The 20861-nt window shown below is 71.2% G+C and carries 15 protein-coding genes and 4 pseudogenes; 12 read left to right on the plus strand and 7 right to left on the minus strand.

Translation table 11 applies throughout. From position 1 onward, the window contains the following. Window positions 1-104 precede the first annotated feature (104 nt). From WMF28_RS23530 to WMF28_RS23545, 4 genes are all read left to right on the plus strand, one after another. Window positions 105-1466: an AAA family ATPase gene (locus WMF28_RS23530; RefSeq protein WP_437595515.1), complete on the plus strand. Its 1362-nt coding sequence runs from the start codon at window positions 105-107 to the stop codon at window positions 1464-1466. Then, entirely contained in the window at window positions 1463-2812 is a 1350-nt protein-coding gene (locus tag WMF28_RS23535; protein WP_437595516.1) for a vWA domain-containing protein, read from the plus strand. Before WMF28_RS23530 ends, WMF28_RS23535 begins: the two co-directional genes overlap by 4 nt. Continuing rightward, window positions 2782-3828: a DUF6602 domain-containing protein gene (locus tag WMF28_RS23540; RefSeq protein ID WP_437595518.1), complete on the plus strand. Its 1047-nt coding sequence runs from the start codon at window positions 2782-2784 to the stop codon at window positions 3826-3828. Before WMF28_RS23535 ends, WMF28_RS23540 begins: the two co-directional genes overlap by 31 nt. A 195-nt stretch (window positions 3829-4023) precedes the next feature. Further along, on the plus strand, window positions 4024-4443 hold the full coding sequence (locus WMF28_RS23545; protein WP_437595520.1) for a hypothetical protein: 420 nt from the start codon (window positions 4024-4026) through the stop codon (window positions 4441-4443). Window positions 4444-5052: 609 nt separating this feature from the next. Here the strand turns inward: WMF28_RS23545 and WMF28_RS23550 are convergent. Next, window positions 5053-5544, minus strand: coding sequence for a hypothetical protein (locus WMF28_RS23550; protein ID WP_437595521.1), 492 nt, complete (start codon window positions 5542-5544; stop codon window positions 5053-5055). Window positions 5545-5811: 267 nt separating this feature from the next. Between WMF28_RS23550 and WMF28_RS23555 the strand changes: the two genes are divergently transcribed. Then, a complete protein-coding gene (locus tag WMF28_RS23555) occupies window positions 5812-6555 on the plus strand; it encodes a hypothetical protein (protein ID WP_437595523.1) in 744 nt (247 codons plus the stop codon). A 55-nt stretch (window positions 6556-6610) separates the two neighbouring features. Here the strand turns inward: WMF28_RS23555 and WMF28_RS23560 are convergent. Continuing rightward, a pseudogene (locus WMF28_RS23560) lies at window positions 6611-7352 on the minus strand (aldo/keto reductase). 198 nt (window positions 7353-7550) lie between these two features. Further along, entirely contained in the window at window positions 7551-9221 is a 1671-nt protein-coding gene (locus WMF28_RS23565) for an NTP transferase domain-containing protein (protein WP_437595524.1), read from the minus strand. A gap of 211 nt (window positions 9222-9432) precedes the next feature. On the opposite strand from WMF28_RS23565, the gene WMF28_RS23570 reads away from it, so the two are divergent. The 4 genes from WMF28_RS23570 (at window position 9433) to WMF28_RS23585 (ending at window position 14520) form a co-directional block, all read left to right on the plus strand. Further along, complete coding sequence (locus WMF28_RS23570; RefSeq protein ID WP_437595525.1) at window positions 9433-9894, plus strand: (2Fe-2S)-binding protein; 462 nt, start codon at window positions 9433-9435, stop codon at window positions 9892-9894. Further along, on the plus strand, window positions 9891-12026 hold the full coding sequence (locus WMF28_RS23575; protein ID WP_437595526.1) for a molybdopterin cofactor-binding domain-containing protein: 2136 nt from the start codon (window positions 9891-9893) through the stop codon (window positions 12024-12026). The genes WMF28_RS23570 and WMF28_RS23575 overlap by 4 nt, the downstream gene beginning before the upstream one ends. A 9-nt stretch (window positions 12027-12035) precedes the next feature. Next, window positions 12036-12629 (plus strand): hypothetical protein, encoded by a 594-nt coding sequence (locus WMF28_RS23580; RefSeq protein ID WP_437595527.1) that lies wholly within the window; start codon window positions 12036-12038, stop codon window positions 12627-12629. Window positions 12630-12855: 226 nt separating this feature from the next. Next, window positions 12856-14520: a hypothetical protein gene (locus WMF28_RS23585; RefSeq protein ID WP_437595529.1), complete on the plus strand. Its 1665-nt coding sequence runs from the start codon at window positions 12856-12858 to the stop codon at window positions 14518-14520. A 151-nt stretch (window positions 14521-14671) separates the two neighbouring features. On the opposite strand, the pseudogene WMF28_RS23590 reads toward WMF28_RS23585, so the two are convergent. Beyond that, window positions 14672-14992, minus strand: a pseudogene (locus WMF28_RS23590) (SDR family oxidoreductase); the annotation flags it as partial. 22 nt (window positions 14993-15014) lie between these two features. Continuing rightward, window positions 15015-15089: pseudogene (locus tag WMF28_RS23595) on the minus strand (oxidoreductase); the annotation flags it as partial. Between the two features lie 293 nt (window positions 15090-15382). Between WMF28_RS23595 and WMF28_RS23600 the strand changes: the two are divergent. Both WMF28_RS23600 and WMF28_RS23605 read left to right on the plus strand, forming a co-directional pair. Continuing rightward, a pseudogene (locus WMF28_RS23600) lies at window positions 15383-15520 on the plus strand (AraC family transcriptional regulator CmrA); the annotation flags it as partial. A gap of 294 nt (window positions 15521-15814) precedes the next feature. Further along, window positions 15815-16357 carry an EF-hand domain-containing protein gene (locus WMF28_RS23605; RefSeq protein WP_437595531.1) on the plus strand — a complete coding sequence of 181 codons (543 nt, stop codon included), beginning with the start codon at window positions 15815-15817 and terminating at the stop codon, window positions 16355-16357. A 136-nt stretch (window positions 16358-16493) separates the two neighbouring features. Here the strand turns inward: WMF28_RS23605 and WMF28_RS23610 are convergent, their stop codons facing one another. Further along, window positions 16494-17180: a hypothetical protein gene (locus WMF28_RS23610; protein WP_437595532.1), complete on the minus strand. Its 687-nt coding sequence runs from the start codon at window positions 17178-17180 to the stop codon at window positions 16494-16496. A gap of 493 nt (window positions 17181-17673) precedes the next feature. Further along, window positions 17674-19005: a xylose isomerase gene (gene xylA, locus WMF28_RS23615; RefSeq protein ID WP_437595534.1), complete on the minus strand. Its 1332-nt coding sequence runs from the start codon at window positions 19003-19005 to the stop codon at window positions 17674-17676. Window positions 19006-19707: 702 nt separating this feature from the next. Here xylA and WMF28_RS23620 point away from each other — a divergent pair. Next, a complete protein-coding gene (locus tag WMF28_RS23620) occupies window positions 19708-20850 on the plus strand; it encodes a penicillin-binding transpeptidase domain-containing protein (RefSeq protein WP_437595536.1) in 1143 nt (380 codons plus the stop codon). Window positions 20851-20861: the final 11 nt, after the last annotated feature.

Raw genomic sequence — 20861 nt, forward strand, 5'->3', positions numbered from 1 at the left:
ACGAGAGCCGAGAGCCCGCCGGGCACGGGAAGGCCGCGCCTCCTGGGCCCCAGCCTCGGAAGGCCTTTCTTCGTGCCTCGCACGAAAACCCCTCCACTACCTCCGTGACGAAGCCCAGATCCGATGGCAACGCGCCGGGCAGGTCGGCCGCGGCGACTTCCCCCAGCCCCCTCCTCGAGGGGCGCTCTGCGCCCATCCCTGTCGGACCGCGGCTCGAGGCCGTGCTCGATCTCGCGTACCGCGCGCGGCGCTCGGTGCTGCTCGAGGGGCCGACGGGCATCGGCAAGAGCGAGCTCGTCCGGCAGCTCGCCGAGCGGCTCGGCATCGCCACGGTCGTGCTCGACCTGAGCCTCCTCGAGCCGCCCGATCTCGTGGGCCTGCCGGTCATCCGGGACAACCGGACCGCCTACGCGGCGCCGTCGGTGCTGCCCCAGGACGGCGCCGGCATCCTGATGCTCGAGGAGCTCAACCGGGCGGAGCGGTACATCCAGCAGCCGGCGCTCCAGCTGCTCAGCGCCCGGCGGCTGCACGAGTACGAGCTGCCCGCGGGCTGGGTGTGCTTCGCCGCCGTGAACCCCGAGTCGGCCGACTACCAGGTGACCCCGCTCGATCGTGCGCTCCGGGCGCGGTTCCTCAACCTGAGCGTCCGCGCGGACCGGGCGTCCTGGCTCGCCTGGGCGCAGGTGAGCGGGCTCCACCCGGGCGTGATCGCGCTGGGGCAGGCGCACGAGCGCATCCTCGACGACGTCCCGCCGCGCACGTGGACGTACGCGTCGCAAGTGCTCGGCGCGCTCCGTCCCGAGGAGCTCGCGGACGGCGTGCTCCTGCGCGATGCGCTCGGCGGGTACCTGCCGCCGAGCTGGGTGGAGCTCCTGCTCGCGTCGAAGGATTCCTGGTCGACGCGGCTGCCGTTCGACCTGCGCGCGCTGCTCGCCGACTACGGGCCGACCTCGCCCGCGGGCAAGGTGCTGCGCGCCGCGCGCGAGCGCGGGGAGACCGACCGGTTCGACGAGGTGACGACGCGGCTCGCGCCGCTGCTCGAGGGGCCGGAGGTCGGCGTGCTCGCGGCGCAGCGGAAGCTGTCGCTTTCGGCGTTCGAGGCGCTGCTCGCCGACCTGCCCGGCGACCACCGCGAGCGCCTCCAGGACGCGCTCGGCGGCAACGCGACGGCGACGCAGCTCATCGACGTCCGCCCCGAGGAGCTGCTCCAGAACTACGCGAGCAGCGCCGCCGAGCAGAAGGTGCTGGCGTGGCGCGCCGATCCGCTGCGGCAGCACCGCGTGGGGCTCGTCGTGACCGCGCTGTCGGCGCACCTCGCCCAGCAGGCGAAGCTCGTCGAGGTGCGGCGGAGCAACGTCGCGCGGGCGTGCCTGGGCCAGCTGCTCGCGCAGCTGCCGGAGCGCTGGGCCCTCCGGCTCGCGGGAGCGCTGAAGAAGCACGGCGTCACGCCCATCCGGCCGCAATGAAGCGGGACAAGGAGACGGCGAAGCCAGCCCCGGGGACGGAGGAGCCGGCGCTCAGGGACGCGAAGCCGGCGCGGGGGAACGCCGATCCCGCGCTCGGGAGCGCGAACCCCGCGCTCGAGAGCGCAGCGCACCGCGAGGTGCCCGAGGACGAGCTCACGGCGTGGCTCGACGCCTTCGTGCGCGATCCGGGGTTCCTGGAGCGGTATCCCTGCTATGCGGCGATCCTCGCGCGGCTCGCGCCGGTCGCGGACCCCTCGGTCAAGCGCATGGCCGTCTCGCTGTTCGAGGGTCGCTTCTTCCTCCACGTCAACGTGGAGTCGTTCGTGAGCGAGCCCGTGTTCCTGCGCGGCGTGCTCCTGCACGAGGTGCACCACGTGGCGCTCGGGCACCTCTGCCACCCCAAGTTCGCGGGCGCGGACGAGCCGGAGCTCATGGATCTCGCGCTGGAGATGTCGGCCAACGAGTACATTGAGGAGCCGCTGCCCGACCCGATCCGCTGGCAGCCCTACGCCGCGCTCGGCCTGCGCGGCGGCCAGAGCACGCTGGAGCGCTACGCGCTGCTCGTGAGCGCGGCGCGCGAGGGCAAGCTCCCGCAGCGGGGCGGCGAGGCCGTCGACGACCACCGCGTGCTGCGCCGCCCGTCGCGGGAGCCGGGCGCGGTGGAGCAGACGCGGCAGCTGCTGCTGCGCGCCGCCGAGGAGGCGGGCGCGCTCGCGGGCGACGGCGACCCGGCGGACCTGCCCGGCCTGACGCTCGCGGGCAAGACGCCCGGCCGGCTCATCGAGGAGCTCACGGACGTGCTCGGCCCGCGTGCGACCCCGCTCGACTGGAAGACCGCGCTGCGGATGTTCGTGGCGAGGGAGCGCGCGCCGGTGCACACGTACGCGCGGCCGAACCGGCGCTTCCCGGGCCGCATCGGCGAGGTGCCTGGCAGGACGTACGCGCCCCGGGCGATCGCGAAGCCGTCGGTGCTCGTGGCGATCGACACGTCGATGAGCATGCGGCGCGACGAGCTGGAGGAGGTCGCCCGGCAGCTGCAGGCGATGAGCGAGGTGGCGCGCATCACCGTGGCCGAGTGCGACACGGAGATCGGGCGCGTGTACGCCTTCGACGGCCGGCTCAGCGACGTGGGCGGCCGCGGCGGGACCGATCTGCGGCCGGTGTTCGCGCCGGAGTTCCTGGCGGCGCGGAGGGTCTCCGGCGTTATCTACTTCACGGACGGCGCGGGCCCCACGCCGCCGGCGCCGCCGCCGCTGCCGGTGCTCTGGATCCTGACGAAGCCGCTGGAGTTCGCGTGCCCGTGGGGGCAGCGGGCATGGCTGGACCGGAAGCCGCGGCGGGGGTGACGGTGGCGGGCAAGGGCACGAAGAGGATCGCGCGCGGGGGGAGCGCTGCAGCGGAGGGCGGCCGGGGCGGCGCGCCGGCCGGCCGCGGGGAGGACCCGCCGGCCCGCCGTGCGGCGGCCCCGTCGCGCCGCGCATTCTATGGCGGCTGGTCCGAGGAGATCGTCGAGCACCTGGAAGACGAGTTCCGGAAGCTCCGCGCGCTCGCGACGCTCGAGCTCGGCCCCGAGCTGGAGATCGCGATCTGCCATGCGCTCCGGAAATTCCTCCCCGAGCGCGCGGGTGTCTGTCGCGGCTGGGTGGTGGACACCACCGGAGACAAGCAGGGCGAGGACATCATCATCTACGACGCCGCGCGCTTCCCGACGCTGCGCGGGCTGGGCGGCGATCTCGCGATCCGGGAGCGCGTGCCCGCCGAGGCCGTCCTGGCGTACATCGAGGTCAAGCACACGCTGTATGTGCAGGCGAAGGTGCCCGCGAAGAGCCGGGGGCAGTCGCTCGTGAAGGCGTGTCGCCAGGTGGCGGCGGTGAAGGGGCTGCGCCGCGCCCCCGTGCCGCCGGAGATGATCGCGCCGAGGATCTTGCTGGAGAACGCGGTCAAGCGGAGCAGCGGCTTTCCAGCGATCCGCAACCCCTGGTATGCGGCCATCTGGGCGCTGAACCTCCGCGTCGACAAGGATCTAGAGCACAACCCGGCCGAGGCCGTGAAGCGCCGTATCGCTGCCGTCCGGCGGGCCGGCACCCGGGCCGAGCACCTCCCCGATGTGATCGCCGCCGGCCCGGTCCTGATGACGCCCGCGATCGTTGCCTCGGGGGTACTGGAGTCGCGGCCGTTCACGACGCCGGACACGGAGCTCATCTTCACGAACGGCATGAAGGCGCTGGGCGCGGCCATGGAGCATCTCACGTGGGCGATCGACGACATCCTCCTCGGCGAGATCCCGTGGAGGCGCATGCTCGAGCATCAGCTCCGGCAGGCGGACGATGAGGCAGGGAGCGTCCGGCTCGGGATCACCTGATCCGGCGGGCGGCAGCGCTGCTTCGAGCCGCGGTTGCCGTCTCCAGCGCATCGGGTGAGCTGTGGGACGTCAACGGCTTACGTGCTTCATCGCCAACTCGTTGCGAAAGAGTGTTCCGGATCCGTTTTCCTCTGCGAAGGCACGGAGTTCGACGAGGTGCGACTCGGTCGTCGTCACGGCGTCTCGGCTCGCCGCATGCGCTGCTTCGGGTTTCCGCGAACATACGCTGGATACGGCGACCGGCGCCTGCTATCGCCCGGTGCCATGGGTCGGCCGGACCAGTTCGCCAAGAGGACCTTTGGCGAGGAGACCGAGCGCATCACCGCCGGTGCGGCCAGGTGGCAGGATCCTCCTGAGATCAGGCTCGAGAAAGTTCAATGCGATGGCTTCCTCGTGATCAGCCGTCCAGATCGGCTCGAGCATCTTCCCGCGCCGTGGTCGGAAGCGCGAGCTCATGACGAGGAGATCATCGAGCTGAAGCTGGCCGGGGACCATTTCCTGTGGATCGCGGCCAACGAGCTGCCTCTGCGCGACGATCGGCAGCTCAAGCTTCTGCGGCGCGACGTCGACGGGCTCGCCCGCGAGCCGGCGCGGGGCGCTCGCCGGCCCGGGTGACGGGCGCCGGAGCCGGCGCGCCGAACGGCTCGCCGAGGAAGGGCTCGTCGAGCCAGGGCCGACCCGCCCGCCGCCCCGTCCAGGCCGGCTCAGGCGCCGCGAGCTGGGCGTGCACCGCGCGCCAGGAGCCCCTGTCCTGCAACGCACGCGCTGATCCATGCGCCAACGTCCGGTCGCTCGACGGAACCTCGAGCGCCTGAACGTCATCCGCAGCGCGCCGCACGAGCCGCTCGCTCGATGCCCGTTCACCACGTTGCGACACGAGGTCTCCCCTCTGGAGTCGACTTCTTCCCTGCGACAATGAGCAGACCATGACGGACTAGATCCGCCGGGGAGGTAGCGCAAGCTCAATCACGCTGTGCTGCACGCGCAGAATGCTCACCCAGAGCATTGCGGCCACACACATTATTTTCTCTCCCAACGCGCACAATCATAGCATTATGATCACGCACGTTATTTTCTCGCTCAAAGCGCGACAACCAGAGCATTTCGCGCACGGGTCCGGTTTTCGTTGCCCGACTCCTGGCTGCGCGAGGCTTCGAACCGATCCTGGCGCCACCGGCGCGGATCGTTGCTCTGCTGCGCTCTGGTTTCGGCCGTGTCGTCGGGCTACCGCGCCCGCCGGAGCATGGCCACGCCCTTCCAGGGCGGCGTCTGCGCGTACACGATGAGCTCTCCCTGGTCCGAGAACTCGCACAGCGCCTCGTAGGCAATCCCCGCCTCGTCGTAGGAGATCAACTTGAAACGATCCCACACGGGGTCGCGGATCTCGTAGGCGCGGTCGACGTGGAGGCCGGGCGAATCCGCGAGGATGCGCTCCCCGTCGAAGCGGACGATCAGGTGCGCGTACTGGAACTCGAGCATCGACGCGAGCATCGGCTCGAGCGGGACCTCGGGCTCGAACCGCACGAGCCGGAAGCTGCCGCGCAGGCGCGCGTCGATCGACGCGAGGGCGGCGGCCGCGTCGGGCCCCTGGGACGCGCTGGAGCCGCAGCCGGCGGACTGCGCGGCAAACACGGCGGCGCAGGCGACGAGGAGGAGTCGGGAAGCGCGGAACGCTCCGGAGGGACGCAGGGAGGGACGGCTCGCCGGGAGCGACATGGGCGGAGCTTAGGGCGGTCGGGCGAGCAGCGCAAAGCGGAGCAGGAGCGCGCGGCTGAACGCAAACGTGCGAACGATCCTCCTTCGTCGGGCGCCTGCCGCCCTGCGCCATCGACGCTCCGCCCCGGCGATCCACGGGAGCCGCGCGGCCTTGCGCGGCACTCGGGCGCTCCGCACAATCCAACGAGCGAGCCGGCCAGCCCTCGACACGCCGGCCGGACCGCGCCGCGCGGCCGGAGCGACGCCCGCGCTCGACCAGGGGGAGCCATGACCGACGTCCCGCGAGGCACCGATTTCGTCGCACGCCTTCCCGAACGCGCCTGCGCCGCGCGCGAGGACGCCCTCCTGGAGGCCGTGCAGGCCGGCCACCTGGCGCCCATCTCCTGGCTCCCGGTGCACAGCGAGCACGACGAGCACCGCGCGACCTTCCTCGTGAGCGCCGATGCGCTCCGCATCGGCGACGCGCACGACTCCGTCCGGATCAACGCGTCCGCCAGGACGACGCAGCGCATGGCGGATCAGCTCGAGTGCGCGATGCTGACGACGCGCCTCTGCGATCTCGTCTGGGAGCAGGCCACCGTGCGGATCCAGCCGTGCTTCGGCGCCCCGGATCCCACGATGGCGAACACCTCCCGCATGCTGGAGCACCACCGCTGCGTCGAGGCGCGGGTCGCGGGGCGCACCGGGCTCATCGAGAACGTGGGCAAGCACTGGGTGCTCACCAACCGCCTCGCCGGCAGCCGCGACCGCGCCGCCAACTACGGCTGGTTCGACCCGGGCGCCGTCCACAGGCACGGCCGGCACCCCCTGTGGCAGCCGCTCGGGCTCGCGCACGACCTGGATCACGTGGACTACTCGCAGGTCGTCCGGCTCGTGCGGCGGCGGTGCACGGTCGACGACGCGGAGCGCGACCTCCTCGAGGTGATGACGGATCCGGCGCTCGCCGGCCTCGTCTCGTCCGAAGGCCCCCTGCGCGTCCTCCGGCAGCCCGGGGTGCCGGAAGAGGCGTGATCGCCGCAGCGACCTCCGCGATCGTGAGCGCGCCGGCCGCGCCGGAGCGCCGCGCTCACTGGTTCACGAGCCGCATGCCGACCTCCGGGTAGCGAGGACCGGCGGCCGCGCCCTTCGGCGCCACCGCGTCGAGGCGCCGCAGATCGCCCTCGGTGAGCGCGATCGCCTCCGCAACGACGTTCTCCTCGAGGTAGCTGCGGCGCTTCGTGCCGGGGATCGGGACGATGAAGTCCCCCTGCGCGAGCACCCACGCGAGCGCGAGCTGCGACGCCTTCACGCCCTTCTCCCGCGCGATGTCCTCGACCTTCGCGACGAGATCGAGGTTCTTCTGGAAGTTCTCGCCCTGGAAGCGCGGCGCGAAGCGGCGGTAGTCGTCCGGCGCGAGGTCCTCGAAGCGCTTGATCTGCCCCGTGAAGAAGCCGCGGCCGAGCGGGCTGGTAGAGCTCGATGACGTCGACGCGGAGGCGCCGCAGGCTCGCGTCGCAGGCCGCGCGGATGTACTCCGGCGTGCCGTTGATGCCGCGGACCGTGACGTCGCTCGCGTCGCGGACGACGCCGCACTTGGTCGCGAGGACGACCCGATCGCGCCGGCCCTCGATCGCCCGGCCGACGAGCTCCTCGTTCGTGAAGGGACCGTACATGTCCGCGGTGTCGAGCAGCGTGACGCCGAGCTCGATCGCGCGATGGATCGTGGCGATCGACTCGGCCTCGTCGCGCTGGCCGTAGAAATCGCTCATGCCCATGCAGCCGAGACCGAGGGCGGAGCCCTGGAGAGGACCGAGCTTGCGCGTGTGCATGGTTGGGCTCCTCGGGGCCGCAGGGATGGGGCCCCGGCGCTTCGACGCACGCCACGGTAAGAGTGAGAGCGCGCTCGAAGTCAAGAGGAGCGCAGAACAAATGGACTCTGTGCCTCAATGGTTCAAGCGCTTCCCCACCACGGAATCGGGGAGGAGCCCGGGGCGCTGCGCACGAGCCCCCGTTGTCCACAGGGTGGCTCAGCCGCCCGGCGGAGCCGCCGGCGCGTGGCCGCCGAGCGCGCGCACGTCGTCGGCCGTGTCGACGTCGATCGCTCCGCCCGCCCAGTCGATCGCCACGACGTCCTCGACGCGCAGCAGCCGGCCGGCTCCCTGGTCGCCTTCGAGGCGCGAGAGGGTGTCCCAGCGAGATCGGTCGAACACCGCCGGCGCGCCCACGACGCCGCTGAACCGCGACGCGGCGATCGGCGCGCCCGCAAGCCAGGCATTCCGCAAGGCGGTGAGGTGCTCGGCCGTGATCAACGGCTGATCCGCGAGCGCGATCAGGAGCGCATCGGCCTTCGAGGCCTCCGCCCACCGGACCGCGGCGCGGATCGAGGAGGCGATGCCCTCTTCCCATCCATCGTTCGCGATGAGCGCGACGCCCAGATCGCCGAGCGCGCGCGCGACCACGCCGGCGTGGGCGCCGAGCACGACGCCGACCGGTCCGGATCGCGCCTCGACGCACGCCGTCGCCACGCGCCGGACGAGCGGCGCCCCGTCGAGCTCGACGAGCTGCTTGGGGCGGCCGAGGCGACGTGAGCCGCCGGCGGCGAGCACGACAAGCGCCAGGCCGGCATGCAGAGCTCGGGCGCGGTCGCGGAGCTTTCCCCCCCGCGCCCGGCGCGCGACGGCCTGGAGCTCGCCGACGACCGAGAGCGCGATCTGCTCGGGCGTCTCGGCGCCGAGATCGAGCCCGATAGGCGCATGGATCCGCGGATCGTCGCCGGGGCGGCGGCCGATCTCGGCGAGGAGATCGCGCGTGCGGCGCGCGGGCCCGAGCACGCCGATGTAGCGGGCGCGCGACGCGAGGGCGACCGCGAGCGCGTCGCGATCCGGCGTGCGCTGATGATGCATGATCACGACGTACGGCTCGGCCGCCGCGTCGATGAGCGCGCCGAGGCGATCCATCGCCCCGCCGGTCGAGAGGGCGCGATCCGCAGCGAGGAACCGGGCGCCCTGGTGGAGGGTGGGAGAAGCGACCGTGACCCGGAAGCCGACCGACTTCGCGAGCGTGACGAGGGGCGCCGCGTCGTGGCCGCCCCCGAGCACGAAGAGCTGCGGCGACGGCGCGATCTTCTCGACGAGCACGGTGATCCCCAGCCCGTCGAGCTCCACGACCCCGGCCGGCCCCCGCGCCACGGCCTCGATCGCGGAGCGCGCGGCGGGATCGGCCACCGGGTGCGCGAGCGCGCACGGCGGACCGAAGGCGAGGCGCGCGCCGACCCGGACCGCGCCGGCCGTCGAGCGGATCACCGTGACCAGCGTGCCCGTTGTCTCCTCGGCGAAGCAGGCGCCGGCGAACGCGAGCGCGTCGTGGGTCGCTCCTGCCGCGACGTGCTCGAGCAGGACATCGACGACGCCGTTGCAGCCGAGCCCCACACCCCACGCCTCCCCGTCCTCGGTTGTGGAGTCGTAGGTGACCACCACGGCGCCATCGCGGCACCGGTGCTCTCCGCGGAGCATCACGTCGCCCTCGAGGCAGCCCCCGCTCACGCACCCCGACAGCCATCGATCGCCGGCCACCAGCATCCGCGCGCCGGGGCGCCGGTACGACGACCCCGACACCCGCACCACGGTCGCGAGCAGAAACGGGGAACGATCCGTCGCCAGGGCCGCCGCCTCCCGCACGATCCGCTCGATCTCATTCATGCGCCCGGCATCATCATCCTTTCGCGATGCGCCCGCCAGGGCGTTCATCGACACTCGGCGCCGCGGGTCGCCCTCGGGCGTCGCAATCCGACGTCAAACGACGTCAAACGGCGTCAAACGCCGGTGAGCCGCTGGTCGATGTTGAAGAAATGATAAGAACCAGCGCAGTTGCTTGACGTCGCACCAGCGCAAACGTATGGCGTGGACGGCCATGAAACTCGATATCAACGGCGTTGTTCGCGAGGTGGATGCCGCTCCGGAGATGCCCCTGCTCTGGGTGCTCCGGGATCTGCTGGGATTGACCGGCACCAAGTACGGCTGTGGCATGGCCCAGTGCGGCGCCTGCACGGTCCACATCGACGGCAAGCCCGCGCGGTCCTGCGTCCTGCCGGTGTCGAGCGTCGGGGCGCGCAAGGTGACGACGATCGAGGGTCTGTCGGCCGACGGGTCGCACGCGGTGCAACAGGCGTGGGCGCAGGCCGACGTCGTCCAGTGCGGGTACTGCCAGTCCGGGCAGATCATGACCGCGGTCGCCTTGCTCGAACAGAAGCCGGATCCGAGCGACGCCGACATCGACGCTGCGCTGTCCGGAAACGTGTGTCGGTGCGGGACGTATGTGCGTGTACGCGAAGCGGTGCTCCTCGCTTCGCGGCTCAAGCGAGGTGGCAAGTGACCGTCTCCCGGCGTGACTTTTTGCAAGCGACCGCGGGCTCGGCGGCGGGGCTCCTGCTCAGCTTCTACGTTCCGCAGGGGGTCCGTGCCGCGCCGAAGGCGGCGCAGCCTCCCCCGCTGTCGCCGAACGCGTTCGTGCGCGTCGGAACGGACGAGTCCGTGACCGTGCTGCTCGCGCACTCCGAGATGGGCCAGGGCATCTGGACCGGGCTCGCGATGCTGATCGCCGAGGAGCTCGAGTGCGACTGGTCGAAGGTGCGGTCGGAGCACGCGCCGGCCGCGCCTGTTTACGGCCATCCGGTGATGCAGTTCCAGATGACCGGCGGGTCGTCGAGCACGAACGGCGAGTTCGATCGGTATCGCACCGTCGGCGCGATGGCCAAGGACATGCTGCTGCGCGCGGCGGCCGCCCGATGGAAGGTCGCGCCCGCGGCGTGCGTCGCCGCGAAGGGGGTCGTCACCCACGGCAAGGAGCAGCTGACCTTCGGCCAGCTCGCCGAGGACGCGATGAAGCTGACCCCGCCGGCGAAGGTGAAGCTGAAGGACCCGAAGGACTGGAAGCTGATCGGCACCCTCGTGCGCCGCATCGATACGCCGGAGAAGATCACGGGCAAGGCGCAGTTCGGGATCGACGTGCACTTCCCCGGGTTGCGCACCGCCGTGGTGCTGCGCCCGCCGGCGTTCGGCGCCAGGCTCGTCAAGTTCGACGCCGCGGGCGCCCTCAAGGTGCCCGGCGTCGAGAAGGTCGTCCCCACCGCGAACGGCGTCGCCGTCGTCGCCGCGCATTTCTGGGCCGCCAAGCTCGGGCGCGACGCGCTCCTCGCCGAGTGGACGAAGCCCGAGGGCGGCGGGGCCGACAGCGCCAGGCTGCTCGCCGACTTTCGCGCGCAGGCGCGGACGCCCGGCGCGGTCGCCAGCCAGGTCGGCAAGGTCGAGGACGCCCTGGCCGCGGCCAAGTCGAGGCTCGAGGCGGAGTACGACGTGCCCTACCTCGCGCACGCCCCGATGGAGCCGCTGAACTGTACGGTCAAGATCGAGGGCGATCGCTGCGAGATCTGGACCGGCACGCAGTTCCAGACCGGCGACCAGATGGCCGCGGCGAAGATCCTCGGCACGACGCCCGAGAAGGTCCAGATCCACACGACGTTCCTCGGCGGCGGCTTCGGGCGGCGCGCCAGCCCCGTGGCGGATTTCGTCGGAGAGGCCGTGATCGTCGCGAAGGCCGCCGGCGTGCCGGTCAAGGTCGTGTGGACGCGCGAGGACGACATGCGGGGCGGCTATTACCGCCCCGCGTACGTTCATCGCGTCCGGGTCGGCGTCGACGGGCGCGGCATGCCGGCGGCGTGGGATCACATGGTCGTGGGCCAGTCGATCGTCGCCGGCACACCGCTCGAGTCGTTCATCACCAAGAACGGCATCGACCACACCTCGGTGGAAGGGATCGCCGAGTCGCCCTATGTCGAGGGGACGCCCGCGCTGCGCGTGTCGCTGCACTCGCCGAGGACGCCGGTCACCGTGCTCTGGTGGCGCTCGGTCGGCAACACGCACACGGCCTTCGCGGTGGAGAGCATGGTCGACGAGCTGGCGCACGCCGCCGGGCAGGATCCGCTCGCGTACCGCCTGGAGCTGCTCAAGAACAAGCCGCGACACGCCCATGCGCTGAAGGTCGCCGCCGAGGAGGCCGGCTGGGGCACGGCGCCCGCGCCGGGGCGGGCGCGCGGGCTCGCGATGCACGAGTCGTTCGGCTCCATCATCGCCGAGGTCGCCGAGGTCTCGATCGAGCAGGGGCGCATCCGCGTCCACGCGGTCACCTGCAGCGTCGATTGCGGCACCGCGGTGAACCCGCTCGGCATCGAGGCGCAGGTCCAGGGCAGCGTCGCCTTCGGCCTCACGGCCGCGCTCTACGGCAAGCTCAACATCGTCGAGGGGAAGGTCCAGGAGAGCAACTTCCACGACTATCCCGTGGTCCGGATGGTCGACATGCCGCGCATCGCCGTCCATCTCATCCCGAGCAAGGCCAAGATGGGCGGCATCGGGGAGCCTGCCACCGCGCCGATCGCGCCCGCCGTGGCGAACGCGGTGTTCGCGTTGACCAAGCAGCGGCTGCGCTCCCTCCCGTTCCGCCTCGCCTAGGTACTGACCATGATCCGATCGTCTCTTGTTCTCGCCTTCCTCCTCGCCGCGTGCGGGGGACAGACGCCCGGGGCCTCGCAGGGCCCCTCGTCGTCGCCCGTCAGCCGCGAAGCCGCCCTCGCTGCGTTCGAGACCGTGCGCGGCGTCCTCCAGCATCCTCGCTGCCAGAACTGTCACCCCGCGGGCGACGTACCGCTGCAGGGCGACGAGGGCCGCCTTCACAACCAGTTCGTGCTCCGCGGTCCCACGGGCAACGGCATGGCCGGCGCCGAGTGCACGACGTGTCACGGGCCGACGAACCCGCCCGGCAGCTACGGCCCGCACGTGCCGCCCGGCGTCTCGAAGGGCTGGCACATGCCGCCGCCCGAGATGCCGATGGTGTTCGTCGGTGTCGCCCCGGGGGCGCTCTGCGAGCAGATCAAGGATCCGGCGCGCAACGGCGGCAAGGACATGGCGGCGTTGCGCGTCCACCTCGAGGATCCCCTCGTGACCTGGGGCTGGAGCCCCGGCGCTGGCCGCACGCCCATCCCGACGCCTTACGCCCGGTTCGTGGCTGCCTGGGAGACCTGGGCCCGCGCCGGCGCCCCCTGCCCGGGCGGGTGATCTTCGTCCACCCTCCGCGACAGGACAGTGTGCCAGGCTCTGATCGTCGTGTCATGAGGGGGCGCCGACCGCGCGTCCCGCGACGCGAAAGGGATGAGCTCCCCAACGATCTCACCGGACCTGCCCGGCGGATCGGGCTCCAGGGCAGCGACGCGGTGGCGATCGCGACTTTTCACTGTAGACGGTACGACTTTTGCAGTGGGCGTGTCGCGGAAAGGTCACGCTCATGTCCAATCGGCTACCGTCTTCTCCTTCTGTTCCTTCTGTTCGGTCATGGTCGTCCCGCACGCGAGCGATCTCGCTGCTCGCGCTGTGCGCCATCCCGTCTGCCGGCTTCCTGGCGGGCTGCGCGGATGAGCCGGACAATTACTACAACTACTATTACACGACCGGGGAGGGCGGGGCCGGGGGCGCCGGCGGCGCCGGCGGCGCCCCCGCGGAGGAGTACCCCGGAGCGCCCGTCGCCGACACCGAGGTGGCCGAGCATGCGCTCGATGTCTTCGGTACCATCGGCAACCGCTACTGGTTCGCTGTCCCGGAAGAGCAGCTCGAGATCATGAACGAAGGGTTCGCCGGCGGCGGGATCCCCATAAAACGATCGGAGTTCGGGGATATCTACTCACCGACCGGGGAGGACGCGACCTTCGTGGATCATCTCTGGGTGACGACGGCCGGCGCCGAGGGCAAGACGGCGGATTACGGCAAGGTCCAGGTGGGGATCGCCGGACAGTCGACGATGCGGCCCTGGACGAAGCGCTCGATTCCCAACCTCAACATCGACGCGGACGAGTTCGTCGAGAAGCAGCGGCTCGGCGGCGTCGAGCACCTGCGGCTCAACAACGGCCAGGTCGGGACCATCTTCCGTGAGCGCCTCACGCTCGAGCTCTATACGCGCCTCGATTACCCGGCCCCCCTGACCAGCTACGCCTGGGTCTCGAGCAATGTCTGGGGTGCGGAGGTGTCCATCCCCTACGTCGTGGTCGAGCGTTACAAGAAGGCGTTCTGTTCGCGCCTCGAGGACAAGCTCGGCGGCGGCTGCGTCAACATGTGGGAGTTCGCCGGAGACTTCGCCGGCAACGACCCGTGGGGCGGCGGCGGGAGGCCGATCGACATGGTGCCGCCCGGGGGCAGCGTCTTCGACGATCCAGGGAGCTGCCAGCTCAAGACGTGCGACAACACCCGCGTGAAGGAGCTCGAGGAGGCGATAGCGGAGGCGCCGCGAGGCGAGGGCTTCAAGGCCGCGCTCGCGGGCTGGATCGACTGGCCGGCTTTCCATCGATTCCAGTGCCTGTCGTGGGTGCTCGCCACCGGAGACGACACGCTTCACAACGGCAACAACGTCGTGCTGGTCGAGCGGACCGATGGTCTGTTTCAGTACTTGCCGTACTCGGTCGACATCAGCCTGGGGCAGAGCTGGTATCCGCAGGTCCCTCTGCCCGGCACGAGCGCGCTGGCGCGCGGATGCCAGAGCGAGCCGGCCTGCTGGGCCGACACGATCGCGGCGTGCGAGGACGTGATCGAGGACTTCGCAGCGCTGGACCCCAACGCGGTCCTGAAGGGCATCTACGAGCAACTGTCGGACGAGGGCATGCTCCGCTCGGGCGATGAGGAGCGGTACGAGCTTCTGGACGCCTGGATCACGGCGCAGCTCCAGTTCCTGCCGGTGGAGCTGGAGAGGAACCGTGACGAGCCGCAGCTCTGCGTTCCTCCCCAGGTCGATTGCGGTGGATACTGCGGCTATCCCGAGGACTGCGGCCTGGGCGCCGGAGCGGGCGGATTCGGTGCGGGCGGTGGTGGCGCGGGCGGTGGAGACCCGGGCGAGGGTGGCGCGGGCGGTGATGGCGGTGGTGGCGCGGGCGGTGGTGGCGCGGGGGATGCTTCAGGGAAGTGACACCGAGAATGGCGCCGTGAGGTTGTGTGCCCGGCGGCGCCGTGCTCGGCCGCGCGGGGAGCGCTCGGCTCCCGGAGCAACCGAGCTCCATCAGCTCGGCTTCATGTGGAGGCGCGCCCTATGGCTCCGGGTACCCTACGGCCCGTCGAGCTCAGAGCAGGCTCGCCGTCGGGCCAACGACGATCTCGTTCACGTCGACATCTTCCGGCTGCTCGATCGCAAACGCGATCGCGCGGGCGACAGAATCCGATGAAATCGCAATTTTCCGCCACTCATTCACCGTCTGTCGCGCGCTGTCGTCCGTGATGGTATCGGCCAGCTCGGACTCGGTGGCGCCAGGGGAGATCACGGTCACCCGGATGTCGGTGGACTCCTGCCGGAGACCGTCGGAGATGGCCCAGACCGCGTATTTCGTCGCGCAGTACACCGCGGCCGTCGGGAGCACGCGGTGCGCGCCGATCGACGCGAACGACCCGGGCGCCGCGCCGGGCAAGCAGGCGCGCGGTGGCCTCGCCGATACCACTGCTCGCGCCGGTGATCACAACGACCTTACCCTCGATACCAGGCATGGGAGACTCCTCGATACGGATTGCTCTCCGGCGCGGGAGTGCGCCGGTCACGAGGAGAACCTAGGGCTTCACCGCGAGCACGCGGTAGTCGGTTCCTGGACGGCTCTTGCCCGATCCTGCACGGCGTGCCCACGGCGCGACGAGGCGCGCTCCATCCTTCCCGCGCGCGGGAAGGATGGATGACGAGGAGGAGGAGCGGGGAGGCGCCGGGCGCCCTCGCCGGCCTCTGCCGGGTGGGCGGCTCGAGCGCGATGAGGTACCCTGGACTCATGCATGGAGGCGTCCGGGCGGCGGCGAGCGCCGGTTACCGCGTCGGCTACGAGAGCCCGTCGCAGTTCAGCCGCGAGTACAGCCGGCTGTTCGGGGCGCCGCCGTCGCGCGACGTCGCGCGGCTCCGGAGCAGGATGGGCTCGAAGTCGCTGATGGGTTAGCCCCAGGGCGCACGCCGGCACGACCGGAGAGGCAGCGACCCGCCGGGGCAGCCCGCGCTGCTGTGGCATGGATTCCTGGGGACCGGCAAAGGCCGGGGCGGCGCCGGGCGCTGTCGCTCTCCTCCTGGCGGTGCGGGACATGAGATGCCCGGCCGGGTGGGAGATGCCGTGGGTCACGCCCGCGCCCGCTCAAAAAAAAATCGAGACGCGCGTAGGGAGGGCCGGCCCGGGCGCGTCCCAGGAACACAAGCCGGCAAGAACAGGCTGGCCCTTGCACCAAGGAGCACGACCCACATGACCCTCTCCCTCTTCTCGAACACGGCCCACAGCGCCATCCGTCGCTTCATCCTCGGCAGCTTCCTCGCGACGGCCGTGCTCGCCGGCAGCGGAGCGGCCTACGCGGCGACCAGCGCGAACGGCGCGGCGGACACGCAGGCGCCGCGCCAGGGCAAGGACGCCCGGCGCGAGCACCGCCCCAGGGATCCGGCCCGCCTCATCAAGCGCCTGGACAAGAATGGGGACGGCAAGCTGACCGTCGCCGAGCTCCCGGAGAAGGCGCAGAAGCGCCTGGGCAAGGCGGACACGAACAAGGACGGCACCCTGTCGGCCGAGGAGCTCAAGGCGCACGCCGAGCAGCGCACGAAGGCGCGCGCAGCGAAGCAGCAGGCGCGCTTCGTCAGGAGCGACAAGAACGGCGACGGCTTCCTCACCAGGGACGAGGTGGGCGACAAGCGCTGGGAGCGGATGAAGGCGGCGGACGCGAACCGCGACAACAAGCTGACCGCCGACGAGCTGCGCGCGGGGCGCTCCGCGCGCAAGCAGCCGGCAGCGCGGTAGCATCGCGGCGGACGCGCGGCGCGCGCGGCGGCGGTCAGGGCATGATCCCGGAGCGCAGCGCGCGTCGAGGCGCCACGCCGGCTCGGCCGACTCCACCCGCGCGCCGCCGCGCTCCCCTCCCCCCGGCGCTCGTCGCTCAGCGCCGCGAGCGCCCCTGCGCCGGCCCCGGGTGTGATGGGCGGTCGGCAGCAGGGGGGTCGCTGTCGCCTCGCCCGATGGGCGGAGAGGTCTCCTCGCCGGCGCCAGGCGCTATCGCAGCGCCCGCGCCAGGCGCCGTCTCCGCGCCAGCGCCGGGCGCTACCGCGTCGCCGGCGCCCGCCGGAGCGGCGACGCGGCGCTTCCTCGGACGCCTGGGGAAGAGCGGGAGCTGCTGCTCAAGCACCTGGCTCCGCCAGGCGAGCAGCGTCTGCGCGCGCCGGCGCGCCGTCTCCTTCCCGATGCCGGCGGTGAACCGGTAGAGGCGCCGCGCGAGCGCCACCGTGGTGGGCGCCGCCGGATCGAAGAGATCGGGCGCGACCTCCTTCACGACGTCGCAGATGAAGATCGCTCGCCGCAGGAGCATCCGCTCGTCGGCGGTGCCCGGCGGGGCGGCGAGCAGCTCACGTCCAGCGGGCGTGATCGCGGCGTCGTCGTCGCCGAGCCAGCCGAGGACGCGGGCAGCGGCGAGCGCGTAGCCGACGTGGCGCAGGGAAATGCCCGTCTGCTCCACGATCTGCTCCTTCGCGGTCACCCCTCCGGCGAGCGCCTCGAGCACGCGCCGGACGTTCGCGAGGTTGTCGGCCTGGGGGATCTCGGTGCTGCGCAGCAGGCGGGTCGGCGGCATGGGCGACGATGAAGCCCCGGCCCCGGCCGGGAGGCGACACCATAGCGCGCACAGGAGCAGCGCGGATCTCGAACGCGTCCGCCCCGGTCCGGGCGATAGGTCGCGCGGCGGCGCCGGTGCCAGGCCCCGCGGTGGCGCCGGCGCCAGGCCCCGCGGCGGCGCCGGCGCCAGGCTCCGCGGCGGTGGCGCCGGTGCCAGGCTCCACGGCGGCGCCGGTGCCAGGCTCCGCGGCGAGGTGGGCCGGGAGCGCCCTGGCCTTGCTCGACCGCCTGAGCAGCGCCCTCTTCCGCAAGGGGCGCAGCGCCCGTCGTGTCGGCGCTGCGCCGCAGCGGTCCATCGACCGCACCGGCGCAGCGTCGACACGACGGGCGAGCTCTGCGAGCAGGACAAGGCGAATGGCGATCTCGACAAGACCGGACGTGGAGCCCGGCTGCCCCTGAGACAGCCGGGCTCGCAGCGGCGTCGCCCGGCTGTCGCGCCTCAATCGCTCAGCTTATCGAATCCACCGATTGACGATGTTTTCGTACAGCTCTTGCTGACCGCTCGTGAGCTTGACCTCACCACCAGCGTTGCCGATCTCGGCCAGCTGCTCCAGCGTCAACTTACCCAGCTCGAACTCTGCACCCTTACCACCGTCGAAGGATGCGTAACGAGCCTTGCGCATCGACTCGATCGGCGACTTGCGGATCAGGTCGTCGGCGATGAGGAGCGAGCGAGCGAACACATCCATGCCGCCGATGTGTCCGTGGAAGGTATCGGTCAGATCCGTCGAATTACGACGACGCTTGGCGTCGAAGTTGACGCCGCCACCCTGGAACCCACCGCTGCGGAGCAGGATGAGCATCATCTCCACCGTCTCGTTGATGCTGTAGGGGAACTGATCGGTGTCCCACGCGTTCTGATAGTCGCCGCGGTTGGCGTCGATGCTGCCGAGCATACCGGCGTCCGCAGCCACCTGCATCTCGTGGTCCATGGTGTGGCCAGCGAGCGTCGCGTGGTTCGTCTCCAGATTGAGCTTGAAGTCCTTGTCCAGGCCGTGTTGACGCAAGAACCCGATCACGGTCTCGGCGTCGAAGTCATACTGGTGCTTGGAGGGCTCCATGGGCTTGGGCTCGATGAAGAAGACCCCCTTGAAGCCGCGCGAGCGCGCGTAGTCGCGCGCCATGGTCAAGAAGCGCGCGAAGTGAGCCTTCTCGCGCTTCATGTCCGTGTTCAGCAAGCTCATGTAACCTTCGCGACCACCCCAGAACACATAGTTCTCACCGTTCAACGCGATGGTGGCGTCGAGGGCGTCCTTGAGCTGGGCGCCGGCATAGGCCACCACGGAGAAATCGGGGCTCGTGGAAGCGCCGTTCATGAAGCGCGGGTTGGTGAACAGGTTTGCCGTGCCCCACAGCAGCTTGACACCTGACTGCGATTGCTTCTGCTTGGCGTACTCGACGATGCTCTGAAGACGACGCGACGTCTCGGCGCGGCTATCGCCCTCTTCTACCAGGTCGATGTCATGAAAGCAGTAGTGCGTCGCACCCAGCTTGGTGATGAACTCGAAGTTCGCGTCCATCTTCATACGAGCGCGGGTCAGCGGGTCCTTGCCCTCATCCCAGGGAAAGTGGATCGTCCCCGGACCGAACGGATCGTGCCCACGACCGCAGAACGTGTGCCAGTAACACACGGCAAACTTGAAGTGATCCTTCATGGGCTTGCCAGCGACGACGCGGTTGGCGTCGTACCACTTGAAGGCGAGGGGGTTGTCGGACTCAGGCCCCTCATAAGGGATCTTGCCGACACCAGGGAAGTACTCTTTGTCGCCAGTTACAACGGTCATAAACGGATCTCCAGCTCGTGGTTTGCGTGTGCCTTATATCAGAGGGCGCCTTCGACAACAAGCCTCCGGCACCGGCGTCTCGTACCAGTCACCGTACCTAGCTGAGCCGCGTCGACATCCCCCTCAGGGACGATCCGCGCAACCTGACCGCGGGTGCCTGCGCTGCCCTCGCTGAATCCGTTGAGACGCTCGTACTGCCGCCCCTGCGGCACCGGCCGTGCGGCGCGATCGTGTCCACGACGGCGGCGGTAACGTTACAGCAACGAGGTACTTCAGCGCGTGGCGGCGGCCTGTGCGCGACGCGTAAGCGGGACCAAGCCCTGCGCATCCGTCGTCTCGCGAGGCAAAAACTCACCCGCATCTCTCGCCGCCAGCCGCGTTCGCGCGGACGCTACGCTCACGTACCAGGTCAGCGCGTGCGTGTCAACGCTCGCCAGAAACCGCGTGAATTTGGACAGGCCGCCCTCTGGCGTCCGGGGCCGCGGGTGACGCGAGCCGGCGAGCCGCTTCGTCAGATGTGCCCTATCGCTACAGCGTCTCGAAGCTCGACTCTCCTTTCAAACCCTTCACCTGCACCTGGCTCCGCGCCCGCGGTCGCGGCCCGGCAAAGCCTCCCGCGCGGCCAGGGATGAGCCTCGCCGATGACGCGCTCGTGCTGCGCGGAACTTGGCCCGCCCGCGCCCTCTCTTGCATCTGCGTCGGGTGCGATCGCGTCTCTACCTCGCGCTCGCCGCCGCGGTCGCCCTGTGGATCGCGCCGGCGACGGCATCTCCGGCGCCCCCGGGCGTTCGCAAGCTCCACGTCGAGGGCGGCGCGGTCCACGCCGCGGTCGGCGCGTCGGGCAAGCAGGTGCGCCTCACGCTCGATCCCGAGCTCCAGCGCGCCGCCGAGCGCCTCCTCGCCCGCTCCGGCGCGCCCGAGGGGGCCATCGTCGCCTCCGACGTCCGCACCGGCCGCATCCTCGTCTGGGCGAGCCGCGGCAAGCGCGACTACGTCGCCACCCCGCTCGCCCCGAGCGCGAGCCTCTTCAAGATCGTCACCGCGGCGGCGCTCCTGGAGGGCGGCAAGGTGAAGGTCGCGACGCCGGTCTGTTACACGGGCGGCATGAGCGCGATCACCGCGCGCGACCTTCTGGGCCGCGGCTCCACCTGCACCGTCTTCGGCGAGGCGCTCGGCCGCAGCATCAATGGCGTCTTCGCCCGCCTCGCCGGCCGGCACCTCACGGCCGCCGACCTGCGCCGCAAGGCCCGCGATCTCGGCTTTGACGGCGAGGTCCCCATCGACATCCCGGTCGCGCCCAGCACCGCCGAGATCCCGTCGGATGCGCTCGGCCTCGCCCGCGCCGGCGCGGGCTTCTGGAGCGGGCGCCTCAGCCCGCTCGGCGCCCTGTTCGCGATGCAGACCATCGCCAATGACGGCGAGCGCGTCCGGCTCTCGCTGCTCGCGCCGCCGGGCGCGCAGGCCGGCGGGGACGCGGGCGCGCCCGCGCCGCGGAGCACCGACGGCCGCGGACTCCGGCCCGAGGTCGCGCGCACCCTCCGGTCGATGCTCGAGGTCACGACGCGGCGGGGCACCTGCGCCAAGGCGTTCCGCAAACCGGACGGCACGCGCGCCCTCGGCACCATGCCCGTCGCCGCCAAGACCGGCACCCTGGTCGGCGGCAGGCCCGCGCGGATGTTCTCCTGGTTCGCCTCGTTCGCGCCGTCCGATCGCCCCGAGATCGCCGTCTCGGTGATGCTGGCCAACGAGATCGCGTGGCGCACCAAGGCGAACCTCGTCGGCCGCGAGCTGCTCGAGATCTACTTCGGCCGGCGGCGCCCGGGCCCCGTCGCGCGGCGGCGCTGACGGACGGCGAG

Source organism: Sorangium sp. So ce590 (assembly GCF_051521365.1).
Lineage (GTDB): Bacteria > Myxococcota_A > Polyangia > Polyangiales > Polyangiaceae > Sorangium.